The sequence below is a fragment of the Hydrotalea lipotrueae genome (assembly GCF_019249625.1).
GTDB lineage: Bacteria > Bacteroidota > Bacteroidia > Chitinophagales > Chitinophagaceae > Hydrotalea > Hydrotalea flava.
Window position 1 is genome coordinate 253,104 of the sequence record NZ_JAESDL010000001.1, and the last position, 18,467, is coordinate 271,570.

The window sequence follows — 18,467 nt, forward strand, 5'->3', positions numbered from 1 at the left end:
AAATAATCAATTGTTAAAAGCTTGTAGGGAAGATTATGGCAAATGAAAAAACAGAAAACACAGTATATCAAAACGATAATGGCATACAAGGACAATACAAAAACTGGTTTTTAGAATATGCCTCTTATGTTATTTTGGAAAGAGCAGTACCGGCAATGGAGGATGGCTTAAAACCCGTTCAGCGGCGTATTTTACATGCCATGAAAGAAATGGATGACGGGCGTTTTAATAAAGTTGCCAACATCATCGGGCAATCCATGCAGTACCATCCACATGGGGATGCTTCTATTGGCGATGCATTGGTAAATATGGGGCAAAAAGATTTGCTGATTGAAACACAGGGTAACTGGGGCGATATTCGTACCGGCGATGCAGCAGCGGCACCCCGTTATATAGAAGCCAGATTAAGTAAATTAGCGCTTGAAATTGCATACAATGCCAAAACAACCAATTGGCAATTAAGTTATGATGGACGTAAACTAGAGCCCGTTACCCTGCCTATGAAATTTCCATTATTATTGGCGCAGGGTGCTGATGGTATTGCGGTAGGGTTATCTACCAAAATTTTACCCCATAACTTTTGCGAAATTTGTGAGGCATCCATTAAATATCTCAAAGAAAAAAAATTTGAACTCTATCCCGATTTTCAAACGGGTGGGATGATTGATGTAAGCAATTACAATGATGGCAAACGCGGTGGCAAAATTAGAGTGCGTTGTAAAATTGAAGAGCTTGATAAAAAATCACTCATCATTCGCGATGTGCCTTATAGCGTTTCAGTTTCACAACTTTGCGAAAGTATTACCAAAGCCAATGATCAGGGTAAAATAAAAATTAAAAAGTTAACAGAATTCACCGGCAAAAATGTTGAAATTCAGGTTGATCTGGCTCCCGGTATTTCGCCTGATATTACCATTGATGCTTTGTATGCATTTACTGATTGTGAAGTGAGTATTTCTCCAAATGCCTGTGTTATTGTTGATCAAAAACCCGCATTTATTTCTGTAACTGAATTATTAAAGAAAGCGGTTGACAATACCAAAAATTTATTACAACAGGAACTCCAAATTAAACTGGGTGAATTAAATGATAAATGGCATTACACTTCACTTGAAAAAATATTTTTTGAACAGAAAATTTATCAGGAATTAGAGAAAAAATATCCAACCTGGGAACATGTATTACTGGCTATTGAAAAAGCTTTTGTGCCTTATTCAAAACAATTAAAGCGTGCCGTAACACGTGAAGATGTGATTAAATTAACCGAAAAGCCGGTTAGAAGAATTTACAAATTAGATATTGATGAACTCATCCGTCAAATTAAAGCCATTGAGGAAGAAATGAATCAGGTACAATATCATTTAGAACATCTTACCGAATACACCATTCAGTATTTCGAAAATTTATTAAAAAAATTTGGTAAGGGAAGAGAACGTAAAACCGAAATAAAACCCTTCGATGTTATTAAAGTACAACAGGTAGCCATTGCTAATACCAAAGTGTACATGAATCGTGCAGAAGGATTTATTGGAACATCCCTTAAAAAAGATGAATATTTGTTCGATTGTTCAGATTTTGACGATATTATTGTGTTTACCCGAAGAGGGATCATGAAGGTAATTCGGGTAGGTGAAAAAAACTTTATAGGTAAAGATATTTTACATGCAGCCGTATTTACTAAAAACGATGAACGCACTACTTACAACATGATATATGTTGATGGTGAAAGTGGTGTTAATTATGCCAAACGTTTTAATGTTACCGGCATTACCCGAGATAAAGAATATGATTTAACGAAAGGAAGCGATAAAAGTAAGGTGCTATATTTTTCTGCTAATCCCAATGGTGAAGCAGAAGTGGTTAAAATTATATTAAGCCCCAACTGCAGTGCCCGTAACAAAGAATTAGATTTTTATTTTGCAGAAATTGAAATCAAAGGAAGATCCAGTCAGGGAAATATTGTAACCAAATATCCCATACGTACCGTTAAATTTAAAGAAGCCGGAAAAAGCACTTTAGAAGGGCGCAAACTTTGGTTTGATCAGCAATTTGGCCGGTTAAATACTGATGAAAAAGGATTGTATTTAGGCAGTTTTGAAGATGAAAATATTTTGGTGATTTATAAAGATGGTAATTATGAAATTACCAATACCGAGCTCAACCAAAGATTTGATACAGAGAAAATAATTTTGATTGAAAAGTTTGATCCCAACAAAATCATTACCGCTATCTATAAAGATGCAACAAAAAACCAATTTACGGTAAAGCGCTTTAGGATTGAAACATCAACACTTCAAACCAAATTTTTATTTATCAAAGAGGGCGATGATAATTATATTGAAACTGTAACAACTGAAGAGGAGCCCATTTTAACTGTTGAAACCGGAAAGGGGGCTCAAGTGCGAAAAGCAAAATTTAAGATTTCTAAAATGGTAGAAGTAACCGGCTGGAAATCAGTTGGCGCAAAATTGATGGATTATGCAAAAGCCATTCAAATGCATTGGGAGGTAGCACCACCTGCCGATCAGCAACAACCGGAATTATTTAATGATTAATTCAATATTGTGTTGCTGTGAGGTTCAAAATTTTTATGATTTATTTACTAACGCTTGTTAGCTAATTGTATCTTTGTGCAAATATTGCAACATGGAAAAAAGAACAGTATACATTGTATCGGCTATAAGAACGCCGATAGGTAGCTTTGGTGGAAGTTTAAAGTCGTTATCTGCCACACAATTAGGTGCCATTGCTATTAAAGCTGCAGTTGAAAAAACAGGCATTGCCCCCGATACGGTGGAACATGTTTATATGGGGAATGTATTACAAGCCAATGTTGGCCAGGCACCGGCAAGGCAGGCTGCTATATTTGCAGGTTTGCCACCCAAAGTGGTTTGTACTACTGTAAATAAAGTTTGTGCCAGTGGTATGAAGGCTATTGCACAAGGTGTTCAGGATATTTTATTGGGCGATGCTGATGTGGTAGTGGCAGGCGGAATGGAAAGCATGAGTAACGTTCCATTCTATGTACCCAATATGCGTTGGGGTAACAAATATGGTGATAGTACTTTAATAGATGGTTTGGCCAAAGACGGACTGGTGGATGTTTACCATAATTATGCCATGGGTAATGCAGCTGAGCTATGTGCCAAAGAATGCCATATTTCAAGAGGTGAACAGGATGCATTTGCTATGGAAAGCTATCATCGAAGTCAGGCTGCCATACAGGAAGGTAAATTTTTTGATGAAATTGTGCCGGTAAGCATACCGCAGCGCAATGGCAATCCTGTTATTATTGATAAAGATGAAGAACCTTTTAACGTTAAATTCGATAAAATACCTTCTTTAAAACCGGCCTTTCAAAAAGAGGGTACCGTTACGGCTGCCAACGCATCTACCATGAATGATGGTGCCGCAGCAGTGGTATTAATGAGTAAAGAAAAGGCAGATGCATTGGGTATAAAACCATTGGCTATCATTCGCTCTTATGCTGATGCAGAACAGGCGCCGGAATGGTTTACAACCACACCCAGTCTGGCAGTTCCTAAAGCTGTTGCAAAAGCCGGTTTAACCATGAAGGATATTGATTTTGTTGAAATTAATGAGGCTTTTTCAGTAGTAGGTTTGGTGAATATCCAAAAAATGGGATTAGATGCATCAAAAGTAAATGTACATGGTGGTGCAGTATCATTAGGGCATCCGTTGGGTTGCAGTGGTGCGAGAATTATTGTTACATTATTGAACGTTTTAAAGCAACATCAGGGTAAAATTGGAGCAGCGGGTATATGCAATGGTGGTGGAGGGGCAAGTGCCATGGTAATTGAGCTGATATAATTTGCCTGTTATTCAATAATAACCATACGCAGAATGCAAGTGTATCTATCAGCTTATGGTTTTTATATTTCCCAATCAACAATTTGATTGGCCCATTCTTTTCTGTAAGGTGTTTGTATGCGGATATAATTATCGGTATAGCCCTCCATCATGCCATTCTTTTCAGCATCTTCAAACAATACTTTTCGTTTGGCACCACTTTGTTGGGCGATAAAGTATTGTAATTTTTTAAAGGATAAGTTACGTAAAATTTTATTCCTTTCATTTCTAATGTGTATGGGAACAATGCCATCCATTGTTATGGCTAAAGTATTGGGCCTTTCTGAATAGGTAAATACATGCAGGTAACTCACGTCTAATTCATGCAAAAACTGGTGTGTTTCATGAAAGGCTTCATTCGTTTCGCCGGGAAAACCCACAATAACATCTACACCAATGGCACAATGCGGCATCAGGGTTTTAATTTCCTGAACTTTTTCACGATATATTTCTCTTTTGTAACGGCGGCGCATCAATCCGAGAACGTTATCACTTCCACTTTGTAATGGAATATGAAAATGCGGCATGAATTTTTTGCTGCCTGCAACAAACTGAATAATTTCGTTAGATAGCAAATTGGGCTCAATAGAAGAAATTCTAAATCTTTCAATTCCTTCAATATGATCTAATTGCTGAATTAACTGAAAAAAATTCTCCTGTTTCTTTTTGCCATCCGGCCCTTTCCCAAAATCGCCCAAATTAACACCGGTTAACACAATTTCCTTAATACCACTTGCGGCAATGGCTTCAGCATTTTTAATTACGGAAGCAATGGTATCGCTTCGGCTAATGCCTCTGGCCATAGGGATGGTACAAAATGAACAGTTATAATCACATCCATCCTGTACTTTCAAAAAAGTGCGGGTGCGATCGTTGATAGAGAATGCTGCATTAAATCCGGATACAGTTTCTATATCACAACTGTAAATGGTAGCAGATCCGGTGTTTTTTGTAAGTTGTTCAATATGTTGCACAATATTGAATTTTTCTGCTGCGCCTAACACCAAATCTACCCCGGGTATGTCAGCAATTTCTTTCGGTTTTAATTGAGCATAACAACCAATAATCACTACAAAACTATCCGGCGCTTTCCGTTGTATTCTTCTCACAATTTGCCGACACTCTTTATCAGCATTATCAGTAACTGAACAGGTGTTAATGACATAAACATCCGCTATGTCATCAAACGATTTTTTTTGGAAACCTTCCTGCTCCAGCCTTCTGGAGAGGGTAGAGGTTTCAGAAAAATTTAATTTACAGCCTAATGTGTGTAAGGCTACCGAGCGCTGCTTTTCCATGCCGCAAATATAAGCTGCCGGAAATATTTTTCTTCAGGTGTTTTATACTGCAATCAGCCTCTCATTGTATTGTTAGAATGGCGATAAATAACTTTTTATTAAAGTTCAAAATAGCTTAATTTGCTTTGATATAAATCAGTTTTTAGTGAGTAACAGTGAAAAATCACCACATATTCTCAATGCATCTTCTAATTTATTGGGTATTTGTTTTATTCTACTGGCGTCTTTAAAAGTGATGAATATTTCAGATAAAACTTTTATTGATGAAGTTACCACCATTGCCATTGTGTTATTTATGGCCAGTTGTATTTTATCGTTCATTTCTATCCGAAATAAAACAGAAAGAAGTCAGTTCTACGAAAATATTGCAGATATTGTTTTCATTTCGGGGTTATCATTACTCTTCATTACCACTCTTTTGTTTAGTTTTAATGTAATAAAATAGTAATGTTTCGTGCTATTCCCATCTCTCAGGTTAAAAATAATATGTTAAAACTCATTGTGTTCAAAACTAAAAGTTGTGTGGTAAGTGCATTTTTTTCAGTATAAAAACATCCATTCAAACTATTTAAACCTAAATTTCATAATAAAGTAGCATGTATTATACAAAGCATTTTAAATTTTCCTATTAAAAAGCTATGTTTGCTCCGCTCTAAAAAAATAGAAACCCATGAATTTTAAAAAGACCAATAATTTGGTAGGCTGGGCAGTTGCATTAATTGCCTGTACTGTTTATGTGCTAACTACTGAAGCGAATGGCAGCTTTTGGGATTGTGGCGAATTTGTAAGTAGCAGCTTCAAGTTACAGATCCCGCATCCACCCGGAGCTCCTTTATTTGTGATGTTGGGGCGCCTTTTCATTATTTTATTTGGTAACAATCCACTTACAGCTGCTAAAGCAGTGAATGTAATGAGTGCATTGGCCAGTGGATTTACTATTTTGTTTTTATTTTGGACCATTACGCATTTTGCCAGAAGAATTGCCAAAGTTGGTGTAAATGATACAATGACTACCACTCAAATATGGAGTATTATGGGTGCAGGTGTAGTGGGGGCATTGGCCTATACATTTACCGATTCCTTCTGGTACAGTGCCGTGGAAGGTGAAGTATATGCGATGAGTTCATTTTTTAGTGCAATCGTTTTCTGGGCTATTTTAAAATGGGATAACGTTGCCGATGAACCTGGTGCTGATCGCTGGTTAGTATTGATTTTCTTTTTAATTGGATTATCTATTGGTGTACACTTGTTGTGTTTACTCAATATTCCTGCAGTGGTAATGGTTTATTATTTCCGCAGAAGAGAGCAGTTTAATTTTAAAGCTATTCGCAAATGGTTTTTAATATTGGTTATTGCCGGTGGCTTTTTAGCATTTATTGCTGCTTTAATTGGCGCATCTGCCGATGCAAGTGATAATGTTCCTGCCGATAATACGGTTGCAGCTTTAATGATTGTAGGTACACTGGCTGCCATTGGTATTTTGTATTTAATAGAAAAAATTTACAAAGAGAAAAAAGAATATTATGCAGGCATTTATATCTTTTTCCTGATCGGCTGTATTTTAACAGGTGTGGTACAAATATTTGTAATTCAATATTCTATTAAATATGCCGGTGTATTTGACCGGATTTTCGTGAACAATTTAGGCTTGCCATTTTTTAGCGGATTTACTTTCTTTTTTATTGCATTAGTCGGATTAATTTGGTGGGGATTGCGTTTTGCACAAAAGAAAAACTGGGCGTATTTACGATTGGCTTTGTGGTGCTTTACATTTGTTTTATTGGGTTACAGTACTTATTTAACTACTATGATTCGCAGTAATGCCAATCCTGCCATTGATATGTATAATGTAGACAATCCTTTAAGTCTGGTTGGTTATCTGGGTCGCGATCAGTATGGTGATTTTCCATTGTTATACGGACAAAAATTTACTGCCAGCCCTGTTGATTATAAAGAAGGGGCTATGAAATACCAAAAAGGGAAGGATAAATACGTGACTATTGGTCGTGATGGTCATTATGTGTACATGCCCGATGATAAAATGGTATTTCCCCGTGTTTGGGATGCCAGTAACGATCAATATCATGCCGATTACTATGCCAGTTTTTTAGGCATACAGAAATACAGGGATAAAAACGGACAAGTACAATATGACAGAACTCCAAATCAATTAGATAATTTCCGCTTTTTAGTGCAATACCAGTTTTATTGGATGTATTTCCGCTATTTTGCTTGGAATTTTATTGGCAAACAAGATGATGTACAGGGCGTATTTATTGGAAATGTTAGAGATGGGAACTGGATTACGGGCATTAATTTTATTGATAACCTGATTTATGGTAACCAAAGTTTATTGCCCGATAGCATTAAAAACAGTAAAGGCCATAATACACTTTTCGCATTACCCTTTATTTTAGGATTAATTGGGTTATTCTACCATTTCAAAAAAAGAGGGGATGATGCTATCAGCAACTTTTTATTATTCTTCTTTACCGGTATTGCCATTATTATTTATCTGAATCAGGCAGGTAATCAGCCTCGTGAACGAGATTATGCATATGTTGGCAGTTTTTATGCATTTGCTGTATGGATTGGGTTGGGTGTTATGAAGGTGATTGAATGGTTCAGTAAAAAATTACCACAATCAACTGCCGCTATTCTCGCTACCTTACTATGTTTATTAGCCGTACCTACCGTAATGGCGCAACAGGAATGGGATGATCATGACAGGAGCAGAAAAACTTTAGCCAGAGATTTGGCCAAAGATTATTTGGAAAGTTGTGCACCCAATGCCATTTTATTCACTTTTGGTGATAATGATACCTATCCGCTTTGGTATGCACAAGAGGTGGAAGGAATCAGAAAAGACATTCGTGTTATTAACTATAGTCTGCTGGGCATTGACTGGTATATTAATGAGTTGCGTTATAAAATTAATGAGAGTAATCCCATTGATGTAATATATACTGCTGATCAAATTGAAGGCAGAAAGCGTGATTATATTGTATACCAACCCAAACCCAACATTCCGCAAGATCGTTATTATGATTTGTACGATTTAATGAAGAATTATGTGGGCAGTAATGATCCCGATAAAATGGTGGATCGTGGTGGTGGAGATGTTATCAATACTTTCCCGGTTCGCAAAGTATCAATTCCGGTTGATACAGCATTGGTGCATAAAAACGGTACCGTTAACCCGGGAGATACAGTTGTTTCAGAACTTCGTTTTGAAATACCACGTGGCACTTTAATGAAGAATGATATTGCCATGCTGAATATCATCGCAGCCAATAAATGGAAACGCCCCATTTACTTTACCGGCTACTTCAGCGACTTGGGTTTCCAAAAGTATTTAAGAAAGGATGGCTTATCGTATAGACTGGTTCCTGTTGAGAACCAATACATCAATACCGATACCATGGAAAATAACTTGTTGCATAAATTTGCATTTGGTGGTGCTGATGTAAAGAATGTTTATTTTGATGAAGAAAACAGAAGGCATTTACTAACTATCCGTCAGGCTTATGCCGAATTAGCCAGCGATTTGGCCGATAAAGGCCGTAAAGCGGAAGCCAGAGAAGTATTGGAAAAAGCAGATAAGGGAATGTTACAGGAAAACTTCCCTTATGGTATGGTAAGCAGAGCTAATTACCATGATAGAATTTCATTACAATTCTTAGATGCCTGTTACCGTGCCGGCGATACTACCCTGGCCGCAAAAGTGAGCGCTTCCGTTAAAAAAGATTTAGAACAGCAAATTATGTTCTACAACAGTTTATCGGGAAATAATGCAGAAAATATGGCCGATGATAAACAAACAGCCGAAAGCTATTTGAAAGCATTAGAACAGTTAAAAGAAATGTACAATCCTAAATTACCGGTACTGGAAAATGGAAAATTACCCGGAATGGATAGCGGGAAGTTAAAACAAGCCGTACCCCAAAAATAGATTGATTCTTTTAAATAAATTGAAAAGACCGCTCCAAAAGCCGGTCTTTTTTTAACTATATTACTTTTAAATTGTTAATTCATAATAGATAGTATTCTGATGGGGCTTTTAGATGAGAATCATTTACATGTATTAATATTTTTGTAACGTTTTTTTAAGTAGTTTACAACACATGCAAGGTCATCGTTTTATCGGGTTCAATCCTTCCGAAAATCAGCAATCAATTTTTGAACAATTGCTCAATATTTTCATGCAGTTACTCACCTATACCAATGGTGATGCTGCAGAAGCATTGCAATGGATGAATGAGTTAGATAAACAATATCAGCTTACCAATCCCGAATATGGTATGGGCGATTTTATTGAAGAATTGAAACAAAATGGTTATTTGGAAGAAAATACAGTTACCGGTAGTTTTAAAATTACTTCTAAAAGTGAACAAACTATTCGTAAAAAAAGTCTGGAAGAAATTTTCGGAAAATTAAAAAAATCTAAATCGGGCAACCACACTACTTTCAAACCCGGACAGGGCGATGAGATTAATCCCGAAACCCGCCCATTTCAGTTTGGAGATATGTTAGAGCAAATTGATTTTACACAAAGTATTCGCAATGCACAAATCAATCATGGTATTGAAAGTTTTTCAATGTATGAAGATGACTTGCAAATCAGAGAAACCGATTTTAAAACGCAAACTTCTACCGTATTAATGATTGATATTTCTCACTCCATGATTTTATATGGAGAAGACAGAATAACACCGGCCAAAAAAGTAGCCATGGCATTAAGCGAATTGATTACTACCAAATACCCAAAAGATACTTTAGATATTGTTGTATTTGGCAATGATGCGTGGACGGTGGAAATAAAAGATTTGCCCTATTTGCAGGTAGGCCCATACCACACCAATACCGTTGCAGGATTGGAACTTGCGATGGATTTATTGCGCAGAAGAAAGAATCCGAATAAACAAATTTTCATGATTACCGATGGAAAACCCACCTGTTTAAAAGTTGGGAAAAAATATTATAAAAATAGTTTTGGGATAGACCGAAAAATTTTAAATCGCTGCATTAATCTTGCTGCTCAGTGTAAAAAATTAAAAATTCCAATTACCACTTTTATGATTGCATCTGACCCTTATTTGCAAAAATTTGTGCAGGAGTTTACCGAAATGAATCAGGGTAAGGCATTCTTTGCAGGATTAGATAAACTGGGTGCCTTTATTTTTAAAGACTTTGAAAGTGGGAAAAACAAAACATTATATTAATTGATTTCATACAATAGGAAAAAAATAGCAGATGACAGATTATAAAAAAATTACAACACTTGGTGCTCTTAAAAAATCAGCTTACATTTCTAAATCAGTAAAAGAAGAAGTTCGGCAAAACTTAATTGCTAAAATTCATTCCAAAGAAAATCCATTCAGCGGTATTTATGGCTATGAAGATACGGTAATACCAGATACAGAGCGGGCGTTATTATCGCGCCACAATATCTTATTTTTAGGGTTAAGAGGGCAGGCCAAAACCAGAATTGCCAGGCAGATGGTGCAATTGCTGGATGAATATATTCCAGTAGTTGCAGGTAGTGAAATTAATGATAATCCACTGCACCCCATCAGCAAATATGCCAAAGATCAGTTAGCAGAATATGGAGATGATATGCCCATTGTCTGGTTACATCGATCTGAAAGATATGGTGAGAAATTAGCAACTCCTGATGTAAGTGTTGCAGATTTAATTGGTGATATTGACCCTATTAAAGCGGCCAATCTTCGATTGAATTTTGCGGATGAAAGAGTGATTCATTATGGTATCATTCCTAGAAGTAACAGGGGTATTTTTGTCATCAATGAAATTCCTGATTTACAGGCACGCATCCAGGTTTCTTTGTTCAATATATTAGAAGAAGGCGATATCCAAATACGCGGTTTTAAATTAAGAATGCCACTGGATATTTTATTTGTTTTTACCGCAAATCCGGAGGATTACACTAACCGCGGCAGCATTGTTACACCGTTAAAAGACAGAATACAAAGCCAGATTTTAACCCATTATCCTAAAAATATTGAAACCGCATTGGCCATTACCGAACAGGAGGCTGCAATTTTACCCGAACAGGTTGAAAAAGTTAGCGTTAGCGATTTAATGAAACGATTATTGGAACAAATTGCATTTGAAGCAAGAAACAATGAATATGTTGATAAAAAAAGTGGGGTGAGTGCCCGTTTAACCATTGCCGCTTTTGAAAATGCAATAAGCAGCGCTGAAAGACGTGCTATTATTTTTAATGAAAAACATACACAAGTATGGATTAGTGATTTAATGGGAACCATTCCTTCTATCACAGGTAAAATTGAATTGGTTTATGAAGGTGAACAGGAAGGGCCTTATCAGGTTGCACTGAATTTAATTGACAGAGCAATCCGTAGCCAGTTTATTCAATACTTCCCTAACCCGGAAATGTTAAAAAAGAAAAAGCCCGCCGGTAAAAAATCAACGGAAGAAAAAACAGAAGAAAATCCCTATAAAGCCATTATCCGTTGGTTTGATGCAGGTAACCATATAGATCTATTGACAGATATGAAAGATAGTGAAAAAATTGCAGAATTATACAAAGTGGATGGTTTGTATGCTTTGATAAAAAAATATTTTCATTATGCCAATGAAAAAGAAAATGCACTATTGATGGAATTTGTATTGCATGGACTGGCAGGCTATTCGCTCATTAGTAAGAAAATGCTGGATGGAAAAATTGAGTTTAAAGATTTAATGGGAAGTATCATGAATTTAAATGCAATGAATTTTGGAGATGATGACGATTTGAATGAGGATGATTTTAATTAATAATGCAAATTTGCATATAAATAAAATTTTTCGTGCCCATCAAACAGATTGTATATTTTATTTTTTTTACATTACTTGCCGGTGGGTTACATGCACAATTGTGTTCGGGCAGTTTGGGCGATCCTGTTATCAACATCACTTTTGGCAGTGGCAATAATCCGGGTACTGCCTTGCCCTTTGGTGTTACCAATTATATTTATGTTCCGAACGATTGTCCGAAAGACGGCTATTATACCATTGCAAATGCTACCAATGGTTGTTTTGGCAATACCTGGTTTCGTTTAACTGAAGACCATACTTCCAATGATGTAAATGGTTATATGATGCTCATCAACGCATCTTATGATCCCGGCGATTTTTATGTAGATACCGTAAAGGGTTTATGCGGCAGCACAACCTATGAGTTTGCATCGTGGGTATTGAATTTAAATACAGGTATTGCATGCAATGGCAATCCAATTTTAGCCAATGTTACCTTTAGTATTGAAACAACAACCGGCACAGTATTGCAACAATACTCAACAGGCGATATTCCTACTTCCATTACACCATTATGGCGGCAATATGGTTTTTATTTTTCAACGCCTAATAATACCAGTAATGTGGTGATTCGTATGCGTAATAATGCACCTGGTGGCTGTGGTAATGATTTGGCTTTGGATGATATTACTTTTAGACCTTGTGGCCCCTTAATTACTGTTACCAATAATGGCCAAACTACTAATACCAATATTTGTGATACCGACAAGCGAAATATTTTACTGAATAGTACCGTTTCTTCCGGCTTTAATAATACCCAATACCAATGGCAAACTTATGTAAATGGAAACTGGCAGGATATTGCAGGAGCTAATAACAACAATTATGTTCGTTTGCCAACACCTGCAGGAAATTATCAATACCGCGTTGTGGTAGCACAGGGTAATAATATTCAACTGCCGGCATGCAGAGTGGCTTCTAATGCCTATGCCATTGGGGTTGAACCTAAGCCTTCCATTTCCATACAAACCAATAATGCTGCTTGTTTGGGCGATAAGTTACAGGTATCTGCCAGTAGCGCCGGTAATCAATTTCTATGGTCAGGTCCTTCCGGTTTTCAAACAACACAACCATCCTTCTCTATCTTTCCATTAACCAATCAAAATGAAGGTTACTATTATGTAAATACTACTACTGCTTTGGGATGTACCAATACCGATTCAGTTTTTGTAAGCGTAAGCCCCATACCGTTGGCTAATGCAGGTTCTTCGCAAACGGTTTGTGCAGGCAGTAGTGTTGTGTTAAGAGGAAGTGGGGGAGAAAAATACAAATGGGTGCCTGCTGCTAATTTATCTTCTGATACCATACCACAACCCACTGCAACGCCTGCCGATAGTACCATGTATTATTTAACGGTAAGCAATGGTAATTGCAACCGAACCGACAGTGTAATGGTGAATATTTTACATTTACCGGTGGCAGCAGCGGGTAAAAGCTTTACCATTTTTGAAGGAGATCAGGTACAATTGAATGGAAGTGCTGCAGGTGATGACATTCAGTATTTCTGGACTCCGGATTATAATATTTCAAATACGAATATTTTGGATCCGGTGGTTTATCCCATTAAAGATACTATTTATACACTTCATGTAGTATCGCAGCAGGGTTGTGGCGAAGCTGTCAGTAAAACATTTATAAGGGTGTATAATAAAATAAGTGTGCCCAATGCATTCTCGCCCAATGGTGATGGCATTAATGATTTTTGGGAAATAAAAGACCTATATACTTATCCTACAGCAGATGTAAGTGTATTTGATAGAAACGGGCAAATGATTTTTCATACAATAGGTTATGGTAAACCCTGGGATGGCACCTATAACGACAAGCCGGTACCGATAGGCACCTACTATTACATCATCAACTTAAATAACGGAACACCGCTGCGTTCTGGTTCGGTATTGATTATTCGGTAAATGCTTACCAGATATTGACTTCCCGTTCTAATTCAATTCCGAATTTTTGTTTTACCGATTGAATAATGGCTTCTGAAAAATTGTAAATTTCTTTTCCCGTTGCACCGCCATAGTTTACAATCACCAATGGTTGTAATGGGTTGCACCCAACATTTCCTTCCCGCTTTCCTTTCCACCCGGCTTGTTCTATCAGCCAGGCAGCAGAAATTTTAAAATTCATTTCATCTAAAGCAAAACCGGGAATATCAGCATATTGCTCACTCAATAAATGTAACCTGAATTTTGAGATAGTGGGGTTTTTAAAAAAACTGCCGGCATTCCCAATTTTAGCGGGGTCTGGTAATTTATTCGTTCTAATTATATTTACAGCTTCCGCTACTTGTTGAATAGTGGGTTTTACAATGCCCATTTTTTCTAATTGCTGTTGCAAACTTCCGTACCCAATTACCAATTTGGGTATTTTATTTAAACGAAGTGTAATGGCTACAATTAATAAACGGTTTTTATATTGTTGCTTAAAAATACTGTCTCTATAACCAAACCGGCATGCTTTATTTGAAAAGATTTCTGTTTCGTGTTTATCTAAATGATAGGCTTCCACATACTCCAATACATCTTTTAATTCAACTCCATAAGCCCCAATATTTTGAATAGGAGCAGCTCCCACACTTCCGGGAATTAAACTTAAATTTTCTACCCCTGCAAAATTGTGTTGCAAACAAAATTGAACCAAATCATTCCATTTTTCACCGGCAAATGCTTTTATCAAAACTGTGGTTTCATCTTCCTGAACAATGAAAATTCCTTTAACCTGATTGTAGAGGGTAAGTCCGCTTAAATTATCTGTAAATAATATATTACTGCCGCCACCCAGTAGATGCCATTGTTGGTATTGCTTTGTTAGTTTAGATATTGTTGCAATATCTTCAATGGTTTCAATTACTGCAAAATTTTCAGCTAATGCTTCAATACCAAATGTGTTATAGGGTTGTAGTGAAATATTGCGACTGATTTGCATAAAAAATTGATAGATTATACTTGTATTTTAATGGTTAGAACCATTGGTTTAAAAAATGTTGAATGGCTTTAGCCACACCATCATTGTTGTTGGTGTCAGTAACATATTTTGCTACTGCTTTTACTGCATCCGGTGCATTACCCATTGCAATGCCGGTACCGGCCATTTCAATCATTTCCAGGTCATTAAAATTATCACCAATTGCAATAATTTCATCAGTTGTAATATGATATTCCTGAATTAATTGTAATACCGCTTTTGCTTTAGAAGCATCTTTTTGCATGGCTTCCAAATAAATGGGTTTAGAGGTAAACATATTTAAGGTTTCAGCAAATAATGGTTTCAGTTTTTCCTGAATGGTTTGAATGGTGGTTGCATCAGCAATCATCATAATTTTATTAGGTCCTGTGTTTTCGCGGTTCCATTGTTCAATTGTATGCGAAAGCGGCTGAATGGTTACCGGAACATCGGTAATTTTTTGTTCAGCTATGGTATATTGTGAACTGTTTTCTGCAAACCAATTGTTTTCCTGATAATAAAGTGTTGTTACATGGTAGGGTTGTACTGCATCATGCAATGCTAATGTAACCGATGTGGATATGGAAGATTGAAAAATAACTTTATTGTTTTGCGCTATGTAAGAACCGTTTAAACTAATGGTGGGTGCAGTTTCTAATCCAACAATTTTACTAATGGGTAAAATACCATGCAGTGGCCTTGCAGAAACCAATACCACCAACACATTTTTTTCCTGCAACTGTTTAATGGTTTGAATGGTGACTTCGCTAACGGTATGGTCGCTTTTTAATAATGTTCCATCAATATCTATAAATACGGCTTTAATCATTTTGAGAGGGTTTTAGTATGGCTTTAAAAAGTTGTAAAAGTATTTAGCATTTTCTACACTACCAATCCTATTTATAAACAGGTGAGTTTAATAAATTTTTAATGCTCTGTGTATGGCATTATTGGTGTATTAAGTTTTAAATAAATGCGCATTTAGTATGGATCTACATCCACAATTATTTGTACACTTCTAAATTGTTTTTGTGCCTGAATGGTTCCTGAATACTGCATAATAGCTTGTTTGCATTGTGAAATGATGGTTTGGTTTTTGGGTAGCTTTAATAGTATTTCCCAAATATATTGATTTCGGATGCGTTCTATTACAGGTACTGCAGGCCCATTGATATAAGGATGAAAAGTAGGGTCTAATAATTGTAGCATTGCAAAAGATGCCTGTTTCGCTATCGGATTGTCTTTATGTTTGAATATTAGTTTAATTAATCTTGAATAGGGTGGATAGTGATAGACTTTCCTGCTCTCAATCTCGAATTGATATAAAGCTTCATACTGGTGTTGCTGCACAAAAGCCAATACAGGATGATGTGTATTGCTTACCTGCACCAATACAATGCCGTTACCATCTTTTCTGCCTGAACGACCGCTTACCTGTTCCATTAATTGAAAGGCACGTTCATTTACCCGAAAGTCAGTAAAGTTTAAAATACTATCTGCGTCAATAATTCCAACTAATTGCACATTTTCAAAATCTAAACCTTTTACTACCATTTGCGTACCCACTAAAATGTCAATTTTGTGTTGTTCAAATTGTTTAATCAGTGTGTCATGATCATTTTTTCCTTTTACTGAATCCAAATCCATCCTGGCTATTTTAGCGGTAGGCAAAGCTTCTGCCAGTAATTCTTCTATTTTTTCTGTTCCAAAATTTTTCTGTGTAAATGCATGGCTGCCGCATACAACACAGGTTTGCATTACCGGGTAATTGCTTCCGCAATAATGACATACTAACGTGTTTTTAGCTTTATGGTAGGTAAGGGTAACGGCACAGTGTTTACATTGCGGAATCCAGCCGCAGGTTTGGCACATTAAATAAGGAGAATAGCCTCTCCGGTTTTGAAAAATAATAGCTTGTTTTTTTTCAATGAGTGTTTGTTGCAATTGGTTTACTAATGCTGCACTGAATGCTACTTTTCCTTTTTGTTCTGCCATTGCTTTTTTGATGTCTACTATTTGAATTTTTGGTAAGGCTACATCACCAAATCTTTCCAATAATTCTACTAAACCATATTTACCCTGTTTACAATTATAATAGGTTTCAATAGATGGAGTTGCACTTCCCAACAATACTTTTGCTTTACATAACGATGCAAAGAATATAGCAGCATCTCTTGCCTGATATCGTGGTGCAGGATCCTGTTGTTTAAAACTGGAATCCTGTTCTTCATCAACAATAATTAATCCCAAATTTTTAAAGGGCAGCATTAAAGCCGATCGTGCACCTAATACTACAGCAATTTCACCATTTTTTACTTTATTCCATATTTCAACTCTTTCATTCGCATTAAATTTTGAGTGATATACCGCAATATATCCGCCCAGATTTTTTTGCAATCTTCTGATGATTTGTGCTGTTAAGGCAATTTCGGGTAATAAATATAATATTTGCCTGCCCGCATCAATAGCTTCTTTTATTAATTGAATATAGATTTGAGTTTTGCCACTGGAGGTTACCCCATGCAGCAAACAAACCTGTTTTTCTTCCCAGTTTTTTTGAATGGAATTGAGTGCTTGTTGTTGTGCTATAGATAATGTAAAATCTATATAAATGTTTTGGGGCAATTGCCTGATTCTGTCTACCGACCTTTTCTGTGCCTGAACAATTCCTTTCTCAATCAAAGCCTTTAACTGTGCAGCAGTTGCACCTGATTTTTTGAGTAAATTGCTTTGTGTAACTTCCCCTTCGGTTTCGGATAAATGTATATAAGCCAGCAGCAATTCCAATTGTTTGGGTGCTTTATTCCATTCATTCAATAATTTTTCCAGGTCTGCTTCAGCCTGGTACTGTGGTTGAAGTGTAATGTAAGTTTCAGTTTTATGACGGTACTTTTCCTGCAGTGTTTCCCAAATAAAGCATGCTTTTTTATCGATCAATTTTTTGATGACCGGATAAACATGATTGGAGGATAAAATTTGTTGTATTTCCTGCAAACGCAATTCTTTTCTAATTTCCAATGCTTCTGCAACCAAAAATTCATCGTCTGTTAGCTGTGTACTATCCATTTCAAAACCTTCATTCCATATAACAATGCTTTCGCCGCTTAATTTTAAATGTGCAGGTAAAGCAGCCTGCATTACTTCGCCTTCGCTGCACAAATAATATTGTGCCATCCATTCCCAGAATTGCAGTTGTATGGGATAAAGTATGGGGTTTTCATCTAAAATATTAATAATGGGTTTGGGTTGAAATAATTCCGGCTTTTTGTGATGAATTCTTTTTACAATGCCTGCATATTTTTTATTCCGCAATGAAACCTCTACACGAATGCCAATTTGTATGGTATTTTGAATGTGTTCCGGAACCTCCCAGGTATATGTGTTGGGTAGGCTTATTGGAATAATTACATCACAATAAACCAATGGGATAGAAGAGAACGGAATATTATTTGATGGATCAAATTCACTCATGGCTTTTCCTCGCTGTTACTTTTAGCGTTTCATAAAAAA

Annotated in this window: 11 protein-coding genes; 7 read left to right on the forward strand and 4 right to left on the reverse strand. The window is 36.4% G+C overall.

Annotated features, from left to right (window positions below; all coding sequences use genetic code 11):
- Positions 1-35: 35 nt before the first annotated feature.
- Positions 36-2,555 carry a DNA gyrase/topoisomerase IV subunit A gene (locus JK139_RS01175; RefSeq protein WP_074420151.1) on the forward strand — a complete coding sequence of 840 codons (2,520 nt, stop codon included), beginning with the start codon at positions 36-38 and terminating at the stop codon, positions 2,553-2,555.
- Positions 2,556-2,646: 91 nt separating this feature from the next.
- Positions 2,647-3,831: an acetyl-CoA C-acyltransferase gene (locus JK139_RS01180; protein WP_074419594.1), complete on the forward strand. Its 1,185-nt coding sequence runs from the start codon at positions 2,647-2,649 to the stop codon at positions 3,829-3,831.
- A gap of 62 nt (positions 3,832-3,893) precedes the next feature.
- Here JK139_RS01180 and mtaB read toward each other — a convergent pair whose 3' ends face one another.
- On the reverse strand, positions 3,894-5,168 hold the full coding sequence (mtaB, locus tag JK139_RS01185) for a tRNA (N(6)-L-threonylcarbamoyladenosine(37)-C(2))-methylthiotransferase MtaB (protein ID WP_074419593.1): 1,275 nt from the start codon (positions 5,166-5,168) through the stop codon (positions 3,894-3,896).
- A gap of 145 nt (positions 5,169-5,313) precedes the next feature.
- On the opposite strand from mtaB, the gene JK139_RS01190 reads away from it, so the two are divergent.
- From JK139_RS01190 to JK139_RS15720, 5 genes are all read left to right on the forward strand, one after another.
- Complete coding sequence (locus tag JK139_RS01190; RefSeq protein WP_074419592.1) at positions 5,314-5,613, forward strand: hypothetical protein; 300 nt, start codon at positions 5,314-5,316, stop codon at positions 5,611-5,613.
- A gap of 225 nt (positions 5,614-5,838) precedes the next feature.
- Entirely contained in the window at positions 5,839-9,120 is a 3,282-nt protein-coding gene (locus JK139_RS01195) for a glycosyltransferase family 117 protein (RefSeq protein WP_218330385.1), read from the forward strand.
- A 172-nt stretch (positions 9,121-9,292) separates the two neighbouring features.
- Positions 9,293-10,390: a vWA domain-containing protein gene (locus tag JK139_RS01200; RefSeq protein WP_218330386.1), complete on the forward strand. Its 1,098-nt coding sequence runs from the start codon at positions 9,293-9,295 to the stop codon at positions 10,388-10,390.
- 31 nt (positions 10,391-10,421) lie between these two features.
- Positions 10,422-11,969, forward strand: coding sequence for a sigma 54-interacting transcriptional regulator (locus JK139_RS01205; RefSeq protein ID WP_075051674.1), 1,548 nt, complete (start codon positions 10,422-10,424; stop codon positions 11,967-11,969).
- Positions 11,970-12,001: 32 nt separating this feature from the next.
- Positions 12,002-13,921, forward strand: coding sequence for a gliding motility-associated C-terminal domain-containing protein (locus JK139_RS15720; protein ID WP_218330387.1), 1,920 nt, complete (start codon positions 12,002-12,004; stop codon positions 13,919-13,921).
- Between the two features lie 4 nt (positions 13,922-13,925).
- Here the strand turns inward: JK139_RS15720 and murB are convergent, their stop codons facing one another.
- From murB to priA, 3 genes are all read right to left on the reverse strand, one after another.
- Positions 13,926-14,939, reverse strand: a complete 1,014-nt coding sequence (gene murB, locus JK139_RS01215) for a UDP-N-acetylmuramate dehydrogenase (RefSeq protein ID WP_218330388.1) — start codon at positions 14,937-14,939, stop codon at positions 13,926-13,928.
- Positions 14,940-14,973: 34 nt separating this feature from the next.
- Positions 14,974-15,786: a Cof-type HAD-IIB family hydrolase gene (locus tag JK139_RS01220; protein ID WP_218330389.1), complete on the reverse strand. Its 813-nt coding sequence runs from the start codon at positions 15,784-15,786 to the stop codon at positions 14,974-14,976.
- A gap of 152 nt (positions 15,787-15,938) precedes the next feature.
- The gene (gene priA, locus JK139_RS01225) at positions 15,939-18,428 is read right to left on the reverse strand and encodes a replication restart helicase PriA (RefSeq protein WP_218330390.1); all 2,490 of its coding nucleotides are present in this window, start codon (positions 18,426-18,428) and stop codon (positions 15,939-15,941) included.
- Positions 18,429-18,467 lie beyond the last annotated feature (39 nt).